This window comes from Pseudomonadota bacterium, assembly GCA_039028155.1.
Taxonomy (GTDB): Bacteria; Pseudomonadota; Alphaproteobacteria; order SP197; family SP197; genus JANQGO01.
The window spans coordinates 1-14935 of sequence record JBCCIS010000082.1; the positions used below are offsets into that span (position 1 = coordinate 1).

Annotated in this window: 16 protein-coding genes and 1 tRNA gene; 7 read left to right on the forward strand and 10 right to left on the reverse strand. The window is 63.0% G+C overall.

Going from position 1 to position 14935, the window contains the following annotated elements; genetic code table 11:
• Window positions 1-856, forward strand: an 856-nt coding sequence (locus AAF563_24000) for a hydantoinase B/oxoprolinase family protein (protein ID MEM7124361.1), incomplete at its 5' end; no start/stop codon positions are given.
• An 18-nt stretch (window positions 857-874) separates the two neighbouring features.
• A complete protein-coding gene (locus tag AAF563_24005) occupies window positions 875-2539 on the forward strand; it encodes a hydantoinase B/oxoprolinase family protein (protein MEM7124362.1) in 1665 nt (554 codons plus the stop codon).
• A 195-nt stretch (window positions 2540-2734) separates the two neighbouring features.
• On the opposite strand, the gene AAF563_24010 is transcribed toward AAF563_24005, so the two are convergent.
• The 5 genes from AAF563_24010 to AAF563_24030 form a co-directional block, all read right to left on the reverse strand.
• Window positions 2735-3112, reverse strand: a complete 378-nt coding sequence (locus tag AAF563_24010) for a DUF971 domain-containing protein (protein ID MEM7124363.1) — start codon at window positions 3110-3112, stop codon at window positions 2735-2737.
• Window positions 3109-3297: a Trm112 family protein gene (locus AAF563_24015; GenBank protein ID MEM7124364.1), complete on the reverse strand. Its 189-nt coding sequence runs from the start codon at window positions 3295-3297 to the stop codon at window positions 3109-3111. Before AAF563_24015 ends, AAF563_24010 begins: the two co-directional genes overlap by 4 nt.
• A gap of 62 nt (window positions 3298-3359) precedes the next feature.
• Window positions 3360-4022, reverse strand: a complete 663-nt coding sequence (locus AAF563_24020) for an LON peptidase substrate-binding domain-containing protein (GenBank protein MEM7124365.1) — start codon at window positions 4020-4022, stop codon at window positions 3360-3362.
• A 46-nt stretch (window positions 4023-4068) separates the two neighbouring features.
• Window positions 4069-4995, reverse strand: a complete 927-nt coding sequence (locus tag AAF563_24025) for a co-chaperone YbbN (GenBank protein MEM7124366.1) — start codon at window positions 4993-4995, stop codon at window positions 4069-4071.
• Window positions 4996-5242: 247 nt separating this feature from the next.
• On the reverse strand, window positions 5243-5746 hold the full coding sequence (locus AAF563_24030; GenBank protein ID MEM7124367.1) for a prolyl-tRNA synthetase associated domain-containing protein: 504 nt from the start codon (window positions 5744-5746) through the stop codon (window positions 5243-5245).
• Window positions 5747-5823: 77 nt separating this feature from the next.
• Between AAF563_24030 and AAF563_24035 the strand changes: the two genes are divergently transcribed.
• Complete coding sequence (locus AAF563_24035; GenBank protein MEM7124368.1) at window positions 5824-6429, forward strand: SCO family protein; 606 nt, start codon at window positions 5824-5826, stop codon at window positions 6427-6429.
• 151 nt (window positions 6430-6580) lie between these two features.
• On the opposite strand, the gene AAF563_24040 is transcribed toward AAF563_24035, so the two are convergent.
• Window positions 6581-6796, reverse strand: coding sequence for a hypothetical protein (locus AAF563_24040; protein MEM7124369.1), 216 nt, complete (start codon window positions 6794-6796; stop codon window positions 6581-6583).
• Between the two features lie 135 nt (window positions 6797-6931).
• Between AAF563_24040 and AAF563_24045 the strand changes: the two genes are divergently transcribed.
• The 3 genes from AAF563_24045 (at window position 6932) to AAF563_24055 (ending at window position 9307) form a co-directional block, all read left to right on the forward strand.
• Window positions 6932-7006: transfer RNA gene (locus tag AAF563_24045), tRNA-Gly, on the forward strand.
• 152 nt (window positions 7007-7158) lie between these two features.
• Window positions 7159-8205: a serine hydrolase domain-containing protein gene (locus tag AAF563_24050; protein ID MEM7124370.1), complete on the forward strand. Its 1047-nt coding sequence runs from the start codon at window positions 7159-7161 to the stop codon at window positions 8203-8205.
• Between the two features lie 439 nt (window positions 8206-8644).
• Complete coding sequence (locus tag AAF563_24055) at window positions 8645-9307, forward strand: outer membrane beta-barrel protein (GenBank protein ID MEM7124371.1); 663 nt, start codon at window positions 8645-8647, stop codon at window positions 9305-9307.
• Window positions 9308-9380: 73 nt separating this feature from the next.
• Here AAF563_24055 and AAF563_24060 read toward each other — a convergent pair whose 3' ends face one another.
• From AAF563_24060 to AAF563_24075, 4 genes are all read right to left on the reverse strand, one after another.
• On the reverse strand, window positions 9381-10517 hold the full coding sequence (locus AAF563_24060) for an AI-2E family transporter (GenBank protein MEM7124372.1): 1137 nt from the start codon (window positions 10515-10517) through the stop codon (window positions 9381-9383).
• Between the two features lie 175 nt (window positions 10518-10692).
• A complete protein-coding gene (locus AAF563_24065) occupies window positions 10693-11364 on the reverse strand; it encodes an NnrU family protein (protein ID MEM7124373.1) in 672 nt (223 codons plus the stop codon).
• A gap of 592 nt (window positions 11365-11956) precedes the next feature.
• Window positions 11957-12295 carry a DUF1491 family protein gene (locus AAF563_24070; GenBank protein ID MEM7124374.1) on the reverse strand — a complete coding sequence of 113 codons (339 nt, stop codon included), beginning with the start codon at window positions 12293-12295 and terminating at the stop codon, window positions 11957-11959.
• 243 nt (window positions 12296-12538) lie between these two features.
• The gene (locus AAF563_24075; GenBank protein ID MEM7124375.1) at window positions 12539-13468 is read right to left on the reverse strand and encodes a DMT family transporter; all 930 of its coding nucleotides are present in this window, start codon (window positions 13466-13468) and stop codon (window positions 12539-12541) included.
• Window positions 13469-13654: 186 nt separating this feature from the next.
• Here AAF563_24075 and AAF563_24080 point away from each other — a divergent pair.
• Window positions 13655-14935, forward strand: a 1281-nt coding sequence (locus AAF563_24080) for a CoA-binding protein (protein MEM7124376.1), incomplete at its 3' end; no start/stop codon positions are given.

The following is a 14935-nucleotide window of genomic DNA, read 5'->3' on the forward strand; positions in this document are numbered from 1 at the left end:
CAGCGAACAGGTGACGCGCAACCTGAACAGCCCGCGATCGTCGACCTTTTCCGCGGCATTCACCGCACTGAAGGCCGTTCTGACCAGCGCCGACATTCCGTTCAACGAAGGCATGAAGCGCCCGTTCACGGTCGAGGCGCCGTATGGTTCGCTGCTGAACCCCAGACCGCCGGCGCCGGTCCACGCGCGCATGCTCGCCTGCTACCGCGTCTTCAACGCGGTCATGAAGGCGCTGGCCCAGGCGGTGCCGGAGGAGGTCATCGCCACCGGTTACGACACGACGACGGCGCTTTCCATGACCTATTTCGACGGCGAGCGTTACCGGGTGATCGTCGAGGTCCTAGGCGGCGGTTACGGCGCATCGAAAGACCTAGACGGTGTCAGCGCCGTTGGCGGGCCGCTCGCCAACTGTACGAACACGCCGGTCGAGGCGCTTGACCTGGACTACGACTTCTTTCGCATGACCGACTATGCGCTGAGGACCGACAGCGGCGGCGCCGGGCGCCATCGCGGAGGCCTCGGCTATATGCGGCGCTACGAGATCCTCAAAGACGGCTCGGCGCTCACCATGTATGCCGACCGCTTGAAGCTGGCCGCGCAAGGCCTCTTCGGCGGCATGGAAGGCGAGACAGCGCGCTGTGTCATCGAGCGCGATGGCGAGGTGATCGAGGTCGCGCCGAAGGGCATCGTGCCGCTGAATCAGGGCGATGTCCTCACCATTTTCACCGGCGGCGGCGCCGGCTACGGCGAGCCCGGCGAACGCGACCGCGACGACGTCCTGCGCGACCTGGAAGACGGATATGTCAGCCCCGAGGCCGCCATGGGCTATCATGGCGTTCAGGACGCCGCCGAATAGGACAACGAGGAGACGATCATGGCGCTCGATCCCGTCGATTATGCCGTAATCAGCCAGGGACTCCTGGCCGGCGCGCGCGAGATGGGCGCGAAACTGATCCGAAGCGCCTATTCGACCATCCTGCGCGAGGCCCAGGACGGTTCGGCGGCACTCATGGACCGGGACGGCAACGTGGTCGCCCAGGCCGAACTCATCCCCATGCAGCTCGGGCCCATGCGCGCGACCTTCCTGCCCTGCGCCGAACGGCATCCGGTCGACGAGCTGGTCGAGGGCGATTTCTACATCACCAACGATCCATTCCACGGCGGGCAGCACATCCCCGACGTCTTCATCTTCAGCCCAGTTTTCTTCGAAGGCGAAGTGATCGGCTTCGGCGCCTCGGTCGCCCACCATCTGGACCTCGGCGGCGGCGCGCCCGGCCTGAACGCCGCGGCCAGCGACGTCTATCAGGAAGGCCTGATCATCCCGCCGGCGCGCTACAACATGGATCGCGACTGGAACGGCGGGCCGTTCGAGCGCCTGGTCGCCGCCAACATCCGCGTGCCGCAACTGACCATCGGCGACTTCAACGCCCAGTTCGCAGCCAACGCGATCGGCGGCCTGCGTATCCAGGAGCTGGCCGCGAAGTACGGTGCCGACGCGGTCAAGGAAGCGATGGCCGAGCTGCTCGACTATTCCGAACGGCGCGTACGCGCGGCGATCGCCGACGTGCCGGACGGCACCTATGAGGGTGAGGACGCGATCGACGACGACGGCATCACCGACGATCCGCTGGTCATCAAGACCCAGCTCACCATCGCCGGCGATCAGGTGACGATCACCTTCGACGGCACCTGCGACCAGGTCGCGCGCAACCTGAACAGCCCGTTTTCCTCGACCATTTCGGCCGCCTTGAGTTGCGTGAAATCGGTGCTGACCAGCGCCGACATCCCGTTCAACGAAGGCATGAAGCGGCCGTTTTCAATCTCCGCGCCCTATGGCTCGCTGCTCAATCCCAAACCGCCGGCGCCGGTGCGCGCGCGCATGGAAGCGGGCTATCGCGTCTTCAACGCCGTCATGAAGGCGCTGGCCCAGGTCGTGCCGGAGAAGGTCATCGCCTGCGGCTTCGACACCACAAGTGTCTTCGCGCTCTCACACCTCGGCGACAACGGCTACCGAGTCTATGTTGAGGTCTTTGGCGGCGGCTACGGCGCCTCCGCCAATCAGGACGGCTGCGACGCCATCGACAGCCCGCTCTCCAACTGCTCGAACACGCCGGTCGAGGCGCTCGACATGGAGTACGACTATTTCCGCGTTGTCGACTACGCGCTGGCGCCCGACACCTGTGGTCATGGCGAGCACCGGGGCGGCATCGGTTTTTCACGCACCTACGAGGTCCTGAAAGACGAGGTCAGCTTCGCGGTTTACGCCGACCGCTTCCGCATCGCGCCCGACGGCCTGTTCGGCGGTTCGCCCGGCCAGCGCGGGCATTGCGAGATCAAGCGCGGCGAAGAAGTCATCCCGGTCAAGTCGAAGGACGCGAATGTCTTGAGGCGCGGCGACCTCTTGACCATCCACCTGGGTGGCGGCGGCGGCTACGGCGACCCCGCCGGCCGCGACCGCGCGGCGATCGACCGCGATCTGGCCGACGGCCTGATGAGCGAAGACAAGGCGCGGCGCGCCTACTCGATCGCGGCGGAGTAACACCATCATCTTCCCTCGCCCCCTGAGGGAGAGGGATGCGCAGGCTTAGGCGCGGCAGCGCCTTAGCCGAAGCTGGGTGAGGGGTACTGGTGCCGCCACAAAGCCGGTCACTTGTCTTGGCGCTTACGCGCCCGCCCCCTCACCCCGGCCCTCTCCCTCGCCGGGGAGAGGGGGAGCGGTGGCGCGGACACCGCCTCAGGGGTCGCGGCTCAGGCCCTGTTCGGCGAGCTTGTCGAGATAGGTCTGCCAGATCGTCGCCTGGTTCTCGCCCAGATGACGCAGGTAGTTCCACGAGAAGATGCCGGTATCGTGCAAATCGTCGAACTTGATCTTGATGGCGTAGTTGCCGACCGGCTCGACCTCCATGATGCCGACATGGCGGCGGCCAGGGATGATGCGTTTCTGACCGACGCCGTGGCCCTTGACCTCGGCCGATGGGCTTTCGACCCGCAGCAATTCGGCCGGCAAGGTGAAGGCCCTGTAATCATCAAAAACGATCTCTAGAACCTTCTCCGCGCTCTTGACCTTGATCTCGACCGGCCAGTGGGCCGTCGGTTCGGCGGCGTCTGTCATGTCTCGTCGTCAAGCTGCCGGGCTTCGTCGACCAGCATGATCGGAATGCCGTCGCGGATCGGAAACGCGAGGCCCGCCTGTTCGCTGATCAGTTCCTGGGCATCGGCGTCATAGTGCAGCGGCCCCTTGGTCAGGGGGCAGACCAGGATTTCCAGCAGTTTGGGATCGACACCCGTCTCGGCCATGGGCGGTTCCTCGTATCAAGCGATGTCCCGGACCCCTATGTGGGCCGAAACGGCGCTGCCGTCTACTGCGGCGACAGGCTGCCGGGCGAATCGCCACCCATCTGAAGCAGGGCGAGAAGCGTCTGGGCGCGGCTGGCGAGATCGCGCGCTTCCAACAACGCCTGCTTCTCACTGGGCTCGAACGGGCACACCATGGAGAGCGCGGTCACCAGACTTTCGTCATCGGCCTGCTCGATCGCATCCCAATTGGCATCGATGCCGCGGCTGGCGAAGAAACTCTTCAGGTGCTCAAGGATCTCTTCGCGGTCGATCAGACCGGTGCCGGCCATCGCGTCGAGGTCGCTCGCGTAACGCTCGAAGTCGGGCGAGACCACGCGAAAGCCGCTTTCGGTCTGCGGCAGTTCGCGGGCGATCGTGAAGCGCGCCACCCCAGTCAAGGTCAGCACGTAACGGCCGTCATCGGTTTCCTGAAACTGGGTGATGCGACCGGCGCAACCGATGTCATAGGTCGCGGCGGCGCCGACATCGGGCGCGTCTTCGTTCGGCTGCACCATGCCTATCAGCCGCGATGTCGCGAGCGCCTCGTCAAACATCGCGACATAGCGCGGCTCGAAGATGTTAAGCGGCAGGGTACCGCGCGGCAGCAGAAGCGCGCCCGGAAGCGGAAAGATCGCCAGGCGATGGGGCAGTTGCTCGATCGATCGATAGTAAGGCAGGCCCGCCATCAGGCTGTGCTCCGAAGTCGCGGCAGTCGGGACGTTCCAGGCGCCCTTAGGAGAACCAGGCCGCCGACAGTTTCTTACGGCCTTCGACGGTCGCCGGATCGGTCGGCCCGAATGCCTCGAAGAATTTGATCAGCTCCTTGCGCGCGGCCTCGTCGTTCCAGTCGCGCTTGCGCTCGATGATCCCTATCAGGGCGTCGACCGCTTCGTCGCGCTTGTTCATGGCGGCAAGCGCCTTGGCGAGTTCGAACCGGGCCTCGTGATCGTTCTCGTCGGCGGCGATACGGGCGTTAAGCGGCGCGAGATCGGCGGCGCCTTCCGACAGCAGATCAAGCTGCGCGATCAGGCCGTGGATGCGGTCGTCGGCGCGGGTCGGCTCGTCCAGGCCATCGATCATCTCACGGACATCGTCGACATTGCCGAGCCCGATCATGGCGCGCCCCAGACCCGCCAGGGCGTCGATATTGCCGGGCTCGTGCTGCATCACCTGCTGGAAGACGGCGGCGGCCTGAGCGAAGTCCTCGGCCTCCAGGGCGGCCTGGGCCTGTTCCAGGGCCTGATCCACCGGCGACGGCCCGACCGGGCCGATCAGCCGTTCGACGAAGGCCTTGATCTGGCTTTCCGACTGGGCGCCAACGAAGCCGTCGATCGGCTGGCCCTTATCGAAAGCAAAGACGGCCGGGATCGACTGGACGCGCAGCGCCTGGGCGATCTGCTGTTCCTCGTCGATATTGACCTTAACCAGGCGGACCTTGCCGCCGGCCTTGGCCACGACCTTCTCCAGCGCAGGCTGAAGCTGCTTGCACGGCTCGCACCAGGGCGCCCACAGATCGACGATGACCGGCTGTTGCATGGAGGCTTCCAGCACGTCGGCCTGGAATGTCTCGGTGGTCGCGTCCTTGATCACGTCGCCCGCCGGCCCCGCCGCCGGGCCGTCCGGCGCCTGACCGCCGCCTTCGCCAATGATCATGGCCATGGTTTAAATCCCATTCGTCTCAAAAAGTTACAGATCCTGCCCGCAAGATGGGCCGTTCAGCGCCATGAAACAAGGCCGGCGGGTTGGTTTGGTGCTCGCCGGCTGGCTCGCGGCACCGCCGGCCCGCTCCGCCTCCTCCGGGGCAGAACGCCGAGAGGCGTTTTCGCCGAGGCCACCCATGGCAGCATCCTCGGGGCGGCCGGGAGGGGAAGTGGGCCGGCGCAGCACGGATCACATACAGCAACCCTCACTCCATGACCGCGTCGACATCCATGACCCGGGGCTGGTGGCCGAAGCTTTCGATGCAGCGCAGCAAATCCGCCGGCGCGAGCGCGGTCGTGCGGTCATTGCTGAGGGGATGGAAGTTGACGATGTCCGCCGCCATCAGCTTTTCGTCCAGGATGACGTTGACCCGGACCTCGGTGTCGTTGATCAAGCCAAATGGCGTTACCGCGCCGGGCACCACACCCATGACCTCCATCAACAGGTCGGGCTTGCCGAAGGAAAGCCGCTTGGCGCCGATTTCCTTTTCCAGCTGGCTAAGGCGGATTGGCGCATCGTCGCGGGCAACGATCAGCCACAACACGCCCTTTTTATCCTTCACGAAGAGATTCTTACTATGACAGCCGGGCAGATGGCCGCAATGTTCGCGTGCCTCCTCGACCGTGAACACGGGCACGTGCTCGTGGGTCTCATAGTCGATGCCCAGGTCGTTGAGCCGGGCGAAGATGTCGTCGGATGTGGCAGGCATGGACGCGGATATAAGGACCGCGGGACCGGCTGTCCATGGTTGAGGTCAAGGGTCGGGGAAACCATATTCTGGATGCCATGAAACCACGCAATATCTTCCTGATTTCCGGCCTGGTCACGTTCCTGGTCTTGGCCGGTGTGTATGCGGTTTTCCATGTAACCGACAATCGCGCCGTCACCGCCTCGACCGGCACGGCTGAGATCGGCGGACCGTTCCAGTTGACCGACCAGGACGGGCGTCCAGTCGACGAATCCCTGCTGGATGACCGTCTAAGCGTGATCTACTTCGGCTACACCTTCTGCCCGGATGTCTGCCCGACCACCTTGCAGGATATCTCGACGGCGCTCGATATGATGGGCGACGACGGCGACCAGGTGCAGCCGATATTCATCACCGTCGATCCCGAGCGCGACACGGTCGAGGTCGTGAAAGACTATGTCGGCTGGTTCCGCCCCGGCACGGTCGGGCTGACCGGAACGGTGGAGCAGGTCGAAGCGGTCAAGGCGGCCTACAAGGTCTATTCGACCAAGGCGCCCCAGGAAGACGACGAAACCGGCGATCTCTACCTGGTCGACCACACGTCGATCACCTATGTGATGGGGCCGGACGGCAACTTCATCACCCACTTCTCCTATGGCGCCAGCCCGGAAGAGATGGCGCTGAAACTTGCCGACCTGCTGTAGTTTACTGTAGCGCGATCGATGATAGGCAGCCCACGCCCCCGCCCTGCCACGCCGAGGATGCTGCCATGGGTGGCCTCGGCGAAAACGCCTCTCGGCGTTTTGCCCCGGACGGCGGGGGAGTGGGCTGGCGCAGAAGCTAACGTCTCAATTCTCAATGGCAGCGGAAGACCAGGGCGCGCATTAAGCCCAGCGTCGAGTCGTCCTTAGGTGCCAACAAGAGCCCACCCAAAGCAAGGGCGATGACGGCCAAGAGAACCGGCAGAAAGATGCCTAGAATGAGCGCCGTCATGCGCTCGGCGCGGCGCAGATCGGGGTCGCCTGCCGCCTCGCCAGCCATTTCCTCACGGTGGACCGTCTGCTCAGCCATGGCGCGATTCTAGGCCGACGCCGGTGGCCTCACAAGGCCCGCAGACGCGCTGAACGGCTGGTGACCGGCATCACCCGCGCTGCTCTTGCTCAGGCCCCTACCATGGTGTAAACACCGCCCCCTCGCCATTGGAGTGCGGGCGTAGCTCAGGGGTAGAGCACAACCTTGCCAAGGTTGGGGTCGTGAGTTCGAATCTCATCGCCCGCTCCATTTTTCGGGATCGGCAGGTCGGACAGATATGGCGAGCCAGTGCGCGACAGCACAAGTGCTCGCAGAAACTGCCTCTCATGCATCCAAGACAGTCAGCACGAGCCCTCTCCATCGCGTGGCGCCAGGCCAAATGCGTAATGGTCTCTTGCTTGATGACTGTCAGCCTGACATCGCTGCCGACCAGTTTATCTATCGCAACCGACGGCGTTGGCACCATCGACAGTCTCATGGTGCATACAATTGAAGAGTTTTCGCTGGTCGGCGCTGTGGTTGCAATTGGAACTGCCGGGGAAGTGCCCGAAATCCACACTTATGGCTTGGCCAATCCGGCAACCGGCAGAGTTATGACGGCCGCCGATCGTTTCAAAATCGCGAGCCTCTCAAAGCCTGTGACGGCAGAGGCTATTCTCGTTTTGGTACGACAAGGCCGGTTGGGTCTCGATGATCGTCTTGTCGAGGTTCTGCCGGGCACCGCGCGATCAGTTGACGACCGCGTCGCGACAATTGAGCTGCGACATCTGCTGCAGCACAGCGCAGGCTGGGACCGCAGCTTGTCCATCGATCCCTTCTTCGCGACAGTGGATGAAATCGATGAGCTACTAAACGGCAGAAACGTGGTGATTGACGACTGTGTTGTGGTTGCCGACGCGATGCTCGAGCGACCACTACAGTTCGACCCAGGCAGCCGGTTTGCATACTCCAATTTGGGCTACTGTTGGCTTGGTCGAGTCCTGGAAGATACAGTCGGCACATCATACGAGGATGCCGTTCACGCGCTGGTGCCGGAGACAGTTGGCATGTCGCTGGATGAGACAGACGTCACCGTCCGGTATCAGATTGTGCCCAGCGAAGAACAATACCTGACCAACCGGCCAGACATTGTCGCGCCTGCCGGCGGATGGATCGCTGACGCGGCCCAGTACTTTCGCTTTGCGTCGCGTCCTATTGACCCGACGATCCTGGAACAGCCGCCTTTTGCTACAGAAAACCAGCATTTTGGACTCGGATGGCGCGTGTGGGATCTGGATGAGCGTACAGTTTTGACACACTACGGTGCGATGCCGGGAGTATTCTCCGTCGTGATCAGACACGAGCAGGGTCCGTTGTTCGTGGCGTTGTTCAACGGGCGCCCACCAAACGACGAAGAAACCTTCAGGTTCCTTCTCGATGCCATTCTGACATTACCCGCCTGGCAGTAATCACGCGTCCGTTGCCTCGCAGCGAAGGTCTGACTTGGGCATGAGCCATCGTGTTTTTCAGGGCGGCCGGCACAACTAGGGCGAGCCGATCATCGTTCACGGGCATCGCGCCGCACCTCAAACTCGTTCGTCGTCTAAGGCGTTCGGTGCGTCCAGTAGCACTCTCCCGAGCTAACGGTGCGTCCCCAGCGGTTGATGTTTTTGGGCGTAACAACCTCGAAGCCCACTATATATGGGCAAGTGTTGCATATACGAAACATCCAATCATCGCATCACGTTAGATTGTATCTTTTGCGTTGACGCTCAAGCAAGCTTGTTACAACCTTTTAGCGATCTATCTGTAACAAAAGTATGACAATGGTTAGAAGCTTGAGGTTTCCGACCGCGTGTTACAGACCTTCTTGAAGTTGATCTATCACTGGTTGGAATGGGGATTGTAATGGGTGCACGAGCGACGAAGACTTGGCTGGCGGCAGCGGCCGGCGGCGCCATGCTGGCACTGGCGGCGACGCCGTCGCAAGCGCAGGGGCCGTGGTATGCCTCCGTTACCGGCAACGCGGTGTGGGTGAGCGACTCCGACTGGAACAGCAGCGGCGGTCCTAACGGCACATTCGAGTACGACACCGGCTGGGGCATCGATGGCGCCCTCGGTTATTCGCTCTCTGGTAGCATGCAGGGTGTGCGCGTCGAAGGCGAAGTGGGTTATCGCTCCAACGACATCGACAAGGTCAACGTCAACAACTTTGGCCTGGTGCCGGGCGGCACTGGCGATATCGATGTATGGACCGGTCTGATCAACGGCTACTACGACATCGACCTTGGTTCGAACATCATGCCCTATGTCGGTGCCGGTCTGGGTATTGCCCATGTGGACGGCCAAGTCATTGTGCCCGGCCCTGGCGGTAGGATTAGTGACAGTGAGACCGTTTTTGCCTACCAGTTTTCGGCCGGTTTGGGTTACGCGGTATCGCCCAGCACCACACTGTTTGCCGGCTATCGTTATCTCGCGACAGATGACATCGACTTTTCCGGTGGTGGCACAACGGTCTCATCCGAGTATCACAGCCACAACGCCCAAGCAGGCGTTCGCTTCAGCTTCTAAGACGGGCTCTACCTCCCGAGCCTAACGATTGTGTGCCCGGTTCGTCGTGACGACGGACCGGGCATTCGTTCTTTTAGGCCTTGGCGGCGTTGTCGGGTTCGTCGGCTGAGGGCGCTTCGTTGCCTTCCCCGCCGTCACCACTATCGCCGCGCACCCAGAAGACGATGAGCTCATAGGCGACCGCGAGCACGATCGGGCCGATGAAGAGGCCGATCAGGCCATGCGCCATGGTGCCGCCGATGACGCCGATGAAGATCACCAGCATCGGCGTCGAGAGCCCGCGCGACATGACGATGGGCTTCAAGACGTTATCCAGGAAAGTCGCCGGGATCATGTAGACCGTGAAGATCAGCGCGCTCACCGTGCCGAGCTCGCTCCATGCCCAGATCAACGTGCCGATGATAACGATGGCCGGGCCGATCTGGATGATGCCGAGGAAGAGGCAGACCAGCGTCAGGATACCGGCCGCCGGCACGCCGGCGACCAGCATGCCGATCCCCAGCAACAGCGACTGGATAAGCGAGATGCCGATGACGCCGCGCGCGACATTGCGGATGGTGGCCGCGCCCAGGGCGACGAACGGTTTGCCGCGCTTGGCCGAGATCCGCTCGGCAAACGCGCCGAAACCGGCGGCGAGCTTGAGGCCGGGAACAAACAGGCAGCCCGCGATGATGACCGAGGCGATGAACTTCAAAACGTCGAGCCCGACATTGGCGACGAACCCGAGCATCGCCGACGCCAGGTGTTTGAGGTCCGGCGCGACTGTCGCCAGCGCATCCTGCAGGTTGACCGACGCGGCCGACCAGAACTGGTAGAGCTTCTCACCCACCACCGGCCAGTCCTTGACCCCCTCACCGGGCGGCGCGACCGTCAGCGTGCCGGCTTCAAGTTCAGCCGCGAAGTCGGTGACATTCTCCGCCAGCGCCGCGGCCAGAAAACTGACAGGACCGATGATGATCAACAGGAACACGATGGTCATCACCACGGCCGTCACGACTCCCTTGCCCCACAGCACGCCGCGCAGCCACTCGAAGGTCGGGAACAAGGCCACCGCGAGGATGACGCCCCAGGTCACGATCGTGATAAAGGGCCCGATCAGCAGCAGCGACCAATAGGCCAACAAACCGACCAGTGTCAGGCGAATGGCGATGTCGATCGCTACGACATCGATGCCGTTCCTGGTTTCCTTCGAAGGCACCTGGTCATTCATTGGTAACTCCCCCTACCGCTGGGCCCAGACCTCGGAACGACGTCGCCGTCGGTTCGCGCTGCGCCGCAGACGTGATTCCCCACCGAGACTCTTAGCCGAGACCACAGACGCGACACAATGCATGAGACCGCAACTTACCCACCGGCAGCGTCTCGTCTGCCGGGTCAGTCGTGACCTAGATGAGCGCCAGCGGGTAGATGCCGATAACAGGGCCATGCAAGGCGAGAAGGGCAGCGAAAAGAACGACACCGGCAACAAGCTCAATGACCGTGCGAACCGAGAATGCCTGGCGCAACCGGTCAGCGGAAGCGCCGCGCGATATCGCCATCGCCGCCTGGAAGTCATCCGGCGTCATGGTCTGCTTCGCGCGCCGTTCCATCCGCCCCATGCCGGCAAGACTGAACAACGCAAAACCGCCGAACATGATCAGCGCCACCAGATCGCCATTCGCGATGGCGTGGCTCGCCGACCACAGAAAGAACGCCCACAGGATAGGATGGCGCACCAGCGCCAGGATGCCGGGTTTCTCGGGATCCGTCTGGCCGCCCAGGAAACTGATCGAGAGCGGGTTGGGTCGTGTCGCCGCGCCAGCCGCCAGGACGCATGCCGGCAGCATCGCCACGATCGGCACCAGTGCCGTTACCGGACCCGTCGGCCACAGGCCGATATAGGGTGCCCGCAACGCCGCGCTTACCAACCAGACAAGTGTCACGAGCGACACGGCAGAATAGCCGATGAGATAGGTGGACCGCCCCAATCGATCGATCAAGCGGGCACGCAAGCCGGTTGCCGCCGGAAGAACGTGCGCGGCGATAAAGGCCGCCAGGGCGATCAGAAACTCGATCATCTCATTCCCCAAGCGCTGCGCCGTTCACCGGTCACGTCAACAACCAGCGCTCGCCACGCGCGCGAGCGAAGGCAACCCAAGCGCGCTGGCAAGTCGGGCAGCCGGACACGCCACTTTCGCGCCGGCATCCTGCCATAATGACGCCTCGATAGATAAACATTTGATCCGCAACAGTTTTTCGTCCTGCGACATACGCAAAACATTGCTCAGATTGTCGCATCGACAAGTCTGACAGCCTGCACAGTCCGTCTTGCAGATTGAGCGGTAGACCATGGGGGTAGGCACCATCTCCTGAGCATCGGACGAACGAACCAACAGCAGGTCGGGCGTCCAAAAGGGAACAAGAACCCATTCCCTTTCAGGGACTACACCACGTTAACCGGCTTGAAGACACGCACGACAAGAGCCGGACATGACGCCAAACGGGGCCGGACTCCATACCCCCCAATCCCCCCATCCGGTCCCAATTGAAAGCACTGACGTACGGGAACCGCGTCGGTGCTTTCTCTTTTTGTGGGTGCCGCAGAATCATCCAGAGCATTTTCCGCTCGCACCGCATCACCAGCCCGCTCCCGCTAAAACGGAGAATGCCCTAGTCGACGATGGGCTCGTCCGGCTGCCAGGAGCCGTCAAGGTTCTCGATCTCAACGACCCAGATATCCGGATCGAAATCGCGCTGACGGTCGACATAGGCGTCGGCATCGGCCTCGGCGACGGGGTCCGGACCGGTCGCCCTGAGCCAGGCAAGCGACTCATCCATTTGGCGCAGCGGCGACAGGACCATTGCCTGGCCATCGGCCAGGATCAGCTTGATCAACACCATGCCGGCGTCGGGATCGCCACGGTTCAAGACGTAGATCGGTAGGGACCGCTGGTTGCAGATTCTGACCTGCGCGTTGACCCAGATTGCCGCTTTTAGCCGAGGAATCATCCGGTTAGGCCCGCTTCGGCCGACATGATCGATCCATCACCATGACATCATGCGCTGTGCAGCAAGACACTGACCGGTTGGTCTGGAACACCAAGCGGCCAGGCGCCGCTTCGTTCACCACAATAGGCAGTAACGCGTTTAGGGTCGAGCGACCCACACGGCGCCAGATGGGCGGCGCCGTTGTCCCGCAGCGCCGCGGGGACGTATCAGAGCCCCGCGGCGCGGCCCCTCTCTCTGAATCTCTCAGCAATCCTTGTTGCGCGCGCCCGGCAAGACGCCAAGTCTGGCGAGCCAGGCCGGCAGGCGGCCGTCGATCGCGAGCAGGCCGAGGCCAATCACGGCCATGCCGATGATGTGCCGCCAGGCGAGCGTCTCGCCCAGAATGCCGACACCCAATGCGATGGCGAAGACTGGCACCAAAAGCGTCACCAGCATCAGGTTGCTGGCGCCCGCCGTCCTCAAGATGCGGAAGTACATGACATAGGCGAGCGCCGTGCTGACAAGCGCCAGGCCGATCAAGGCGCCCCATGTGATCATGCCCGGCGCGGCAAGATCCCAGGGCTGGTCGATCACCAGCACGATCGGCAGGACGACAAGGGCGGAGGCGCTGACCTGACCGGTCGCGGTTGCCACCGGTGGCAGGTCGCGGAACCGTCGTCCCCAGATGCTGGCGAAAGCATAAGACAGTGCCGCGCCAACAATGGCCACCTCGCCCAAGACATGGTCGCCAAAACCGGTGAAGGCCTCCGGCCCGATCATCGCCGCGACGCCGGCAAATCCCATCAGCACGCCGCCAAGTTTCCACCCGGTGAGCTGTTCATCGCGGGTCAGGTAGTGGGCCAAAAGTACGGTGAAGACCGGCGTCGCCGCGTTCAGGATCGACGCCAGGCCACTGGCGATATGGGTCTGTCCCCACAGGATCAGACCGAAGGGAATGACATTGTTGATCAACCCCATGACCAGGAACGCGCCCCACCAGCGGCGGTAGCCGAACAGCGATCGCCCGACAAGGATCAGCCCGATGTTGAGCGCAACCGCGGCGAGACCGACCCGGGCCAAGAGGACCGTCAGCGGTGGTAGTTCGTCCAACGCGACCGCGCCAAAAAAGAACGAGCCGCCCCACACGAAGGCCAGCGCCAGCAACAAGGCCCATTCGATTGGGCCAAGGGTCAACGATCCAGATGCTTTGGGAACGGACATGACGGATCGACACCGGCGGCGGAGAGAGCGCCCCTGGTTAGGCATCTGTCGTCGAGACGACAATCCGTTTCTTGCGATTTGACCGGCATCGGTCTTTCGGCCGGTGACTTCACCGACTAGGCTGAACACTCAATCCGTATCCTCTTGGCCCCTTCCACCATGACCGACCATCGCCTTCAGCCGCTCCTGGCGCCGCGCAGCCTCGCGCTGGTCGGCGCATCGCCGAAGGTCGGCACGTTCGGCAACGGCATGATCCGCGGCTGCGTCAACGCAGGCTTCGGCGGTGATCTCTATCTGGTCAACCCGCGTTACGACGAGGTCGAGGAGCGGCCCTGTCATGGCAGCTTGAGCGCTCTGCCCGGCCCGATTGATCACGCCGTGCTCAACGTGGCGAACGCGCGTCTGGAAGGTCTGTTCGACGAGGCGATCGCCGCCGGCGTCAAGGCGGTGACGATCTTCGCTAGCGGTTATCTGGAGGGCGATAGCGATCCGCCGTTGCTTTCGCGTCTCAAGACGAAGGCCAAAGCGGCGGGCCTTCATGTCTGCGGCGGCAACGGCTCGGGATTCTACAACCGCGTCGACAAGGTGCAATGCAGCCTGGGTGAAGGCGACCGGAGCGGCCACGACGTCGGACCGGTTGCCCTGATTGCCCAATCCGGTTCGGTCTACATGGGCATGCTGCAGACCGACGGACGACTGGCCTTCAACCTGTCGGTCTCCAGCGGGCAGGAGATTTCGACAACCGCCGCCGACTATCTGGACTTCGCGCTTGAGCTCGACTCGACCCGGGTGGTCGGGTTGTTTCTGGAGACCATCCGCAATCCCGCCGGTTTTGTCGCCGCCGCCCAAAAGGCCGCCGAACGCGATATCGCCGTCGTCGTCGTCAAGGCCGCGCGGACACCGGAAAGCGCGGCCATGGCTGTCAGCCATTCCGGCGCGCTCGCTGGCAACGATGACGCCCACGACGCTGTTTTTGAGCGCTACGGCGTCATCCGTTGCGACGACATGCCGGAGTTCATCGCCACCCTGCAGGTGATGAGTGCACCACGCCGTCCAGTCGCCGGCGGCTTGGCCGCCATTACCGATTCAGGGGGCGAGCGCGAACACCTGACCGATCTGGCCGCCAGAACCGGGTTGCCATTCGCGAGCATCGGCCCGGACACGACCAACCGGCTTCGCGAACGACTTGACTACGGTCTTGATCCCGTCAATCCGTTGGATGCCTGGGGCACCGGCCACGACTACGCCGGAATTTTTCACGACTGCATGACGGCCCTGATGGAAGACCCGGCGACGGGCTATGGCTTGTGGGTCGCCGACATCCGTGACGGCGAACGGTTCCGCACCGTTTTCACGGACAACGCGCCATCCATCATCGACGCGACCAACAAACCGCTGGCCTTCGCGAGCTGCATCCCGAACGGCATCGTGCATGAGACG

Coding starts and splice junctions, on each gene's coding strand:
- AAF563_24005 (MEM7124362.1), top strand. CDS start 875: ATGGCGCTCGATCCCGTCGATTATGCCGTAATCAGCCAGGGACTCCTG.
- AAF563_24020 (MEM7124365.1), bottom strand. CDS start 4,022: ATGGCGGGCCTGCCTTACTATCGATCGATCGAGCAACTGCCCCATCGC.
- AAF563_24040 (MEM7124369.1), bottom strand. CDS start 6,796: ATGGCTGAGCAGACGGTCCACCGTGAGGAAATGGCTGGCGAGGCGGCA.
- AAF563_24050 (MEM7124370.1), top strand. CDS start 7,159: ATGACTGTCAGCCTGACATCGCTGCCGACCAGTTTATCTATCGCAACC.
- AAF563_24030 (MEM7124367.1), bottom strand. CDS start 5,746: ATGCCTGCCACATCCGACGACATCTTCGCCCGGCTCAACGACCTGGGC.
- AAF563_24025 (MEM7124366.1), bottom strand. CDS start 4,995: ATGGCCATGATCATTGGCGAAGGCGGCGGTCAGGCGCCGGACGGCCCG.
- AAF563_24065 (MEM7124373.1), bottom strand. CDS start 11,364: ATGATCGAGTTTCTGATCGCCCTGGCGGCCTTTATCGCCGCGCACGTT.
- AAF563_24060 (MEM7124372.1), bottom strand. CDS start 10,517: ATGAATGACCAGGTGCCTTCGAAGGAAACCAGGAACGGCATCGATGTC.
- AAF563_24055 (MEM7124371.1), top strand. CDS start 8,645: ATGGGTGCACGAGCGACGAAGACTTGGCTGGCGGCAGCGGCCGGCGGC.
- AAF563_24015 (MEM7124364.1), bottom strand. CDS start 3,297: ATGGCCGAGACGGGTGTCGATCCCAAACTGCTGGAAATCCTGGTCTGC.
- AAF563_24070 (MEM7124374.1), bottom strand. CDS start 12,295: ATGATTCCTCGGCTAAAAGCGGCAATCTGGGTCAACGCGCAGGTCAGA.
- AAF563_24035 (MEM7124368.1), top strand. CDS start 5,824: ATGAAACCACGCAATATCTTCCTGATTTCCGGCCTGGTCACGTTCCTG.
- AAF563_24010 (MEM7124363.1), bottom strand. CDS start 3,112: ATGACAGACGCCGCCGAACCGACGGCCCACTGGCCGGTCGAGATCAAG.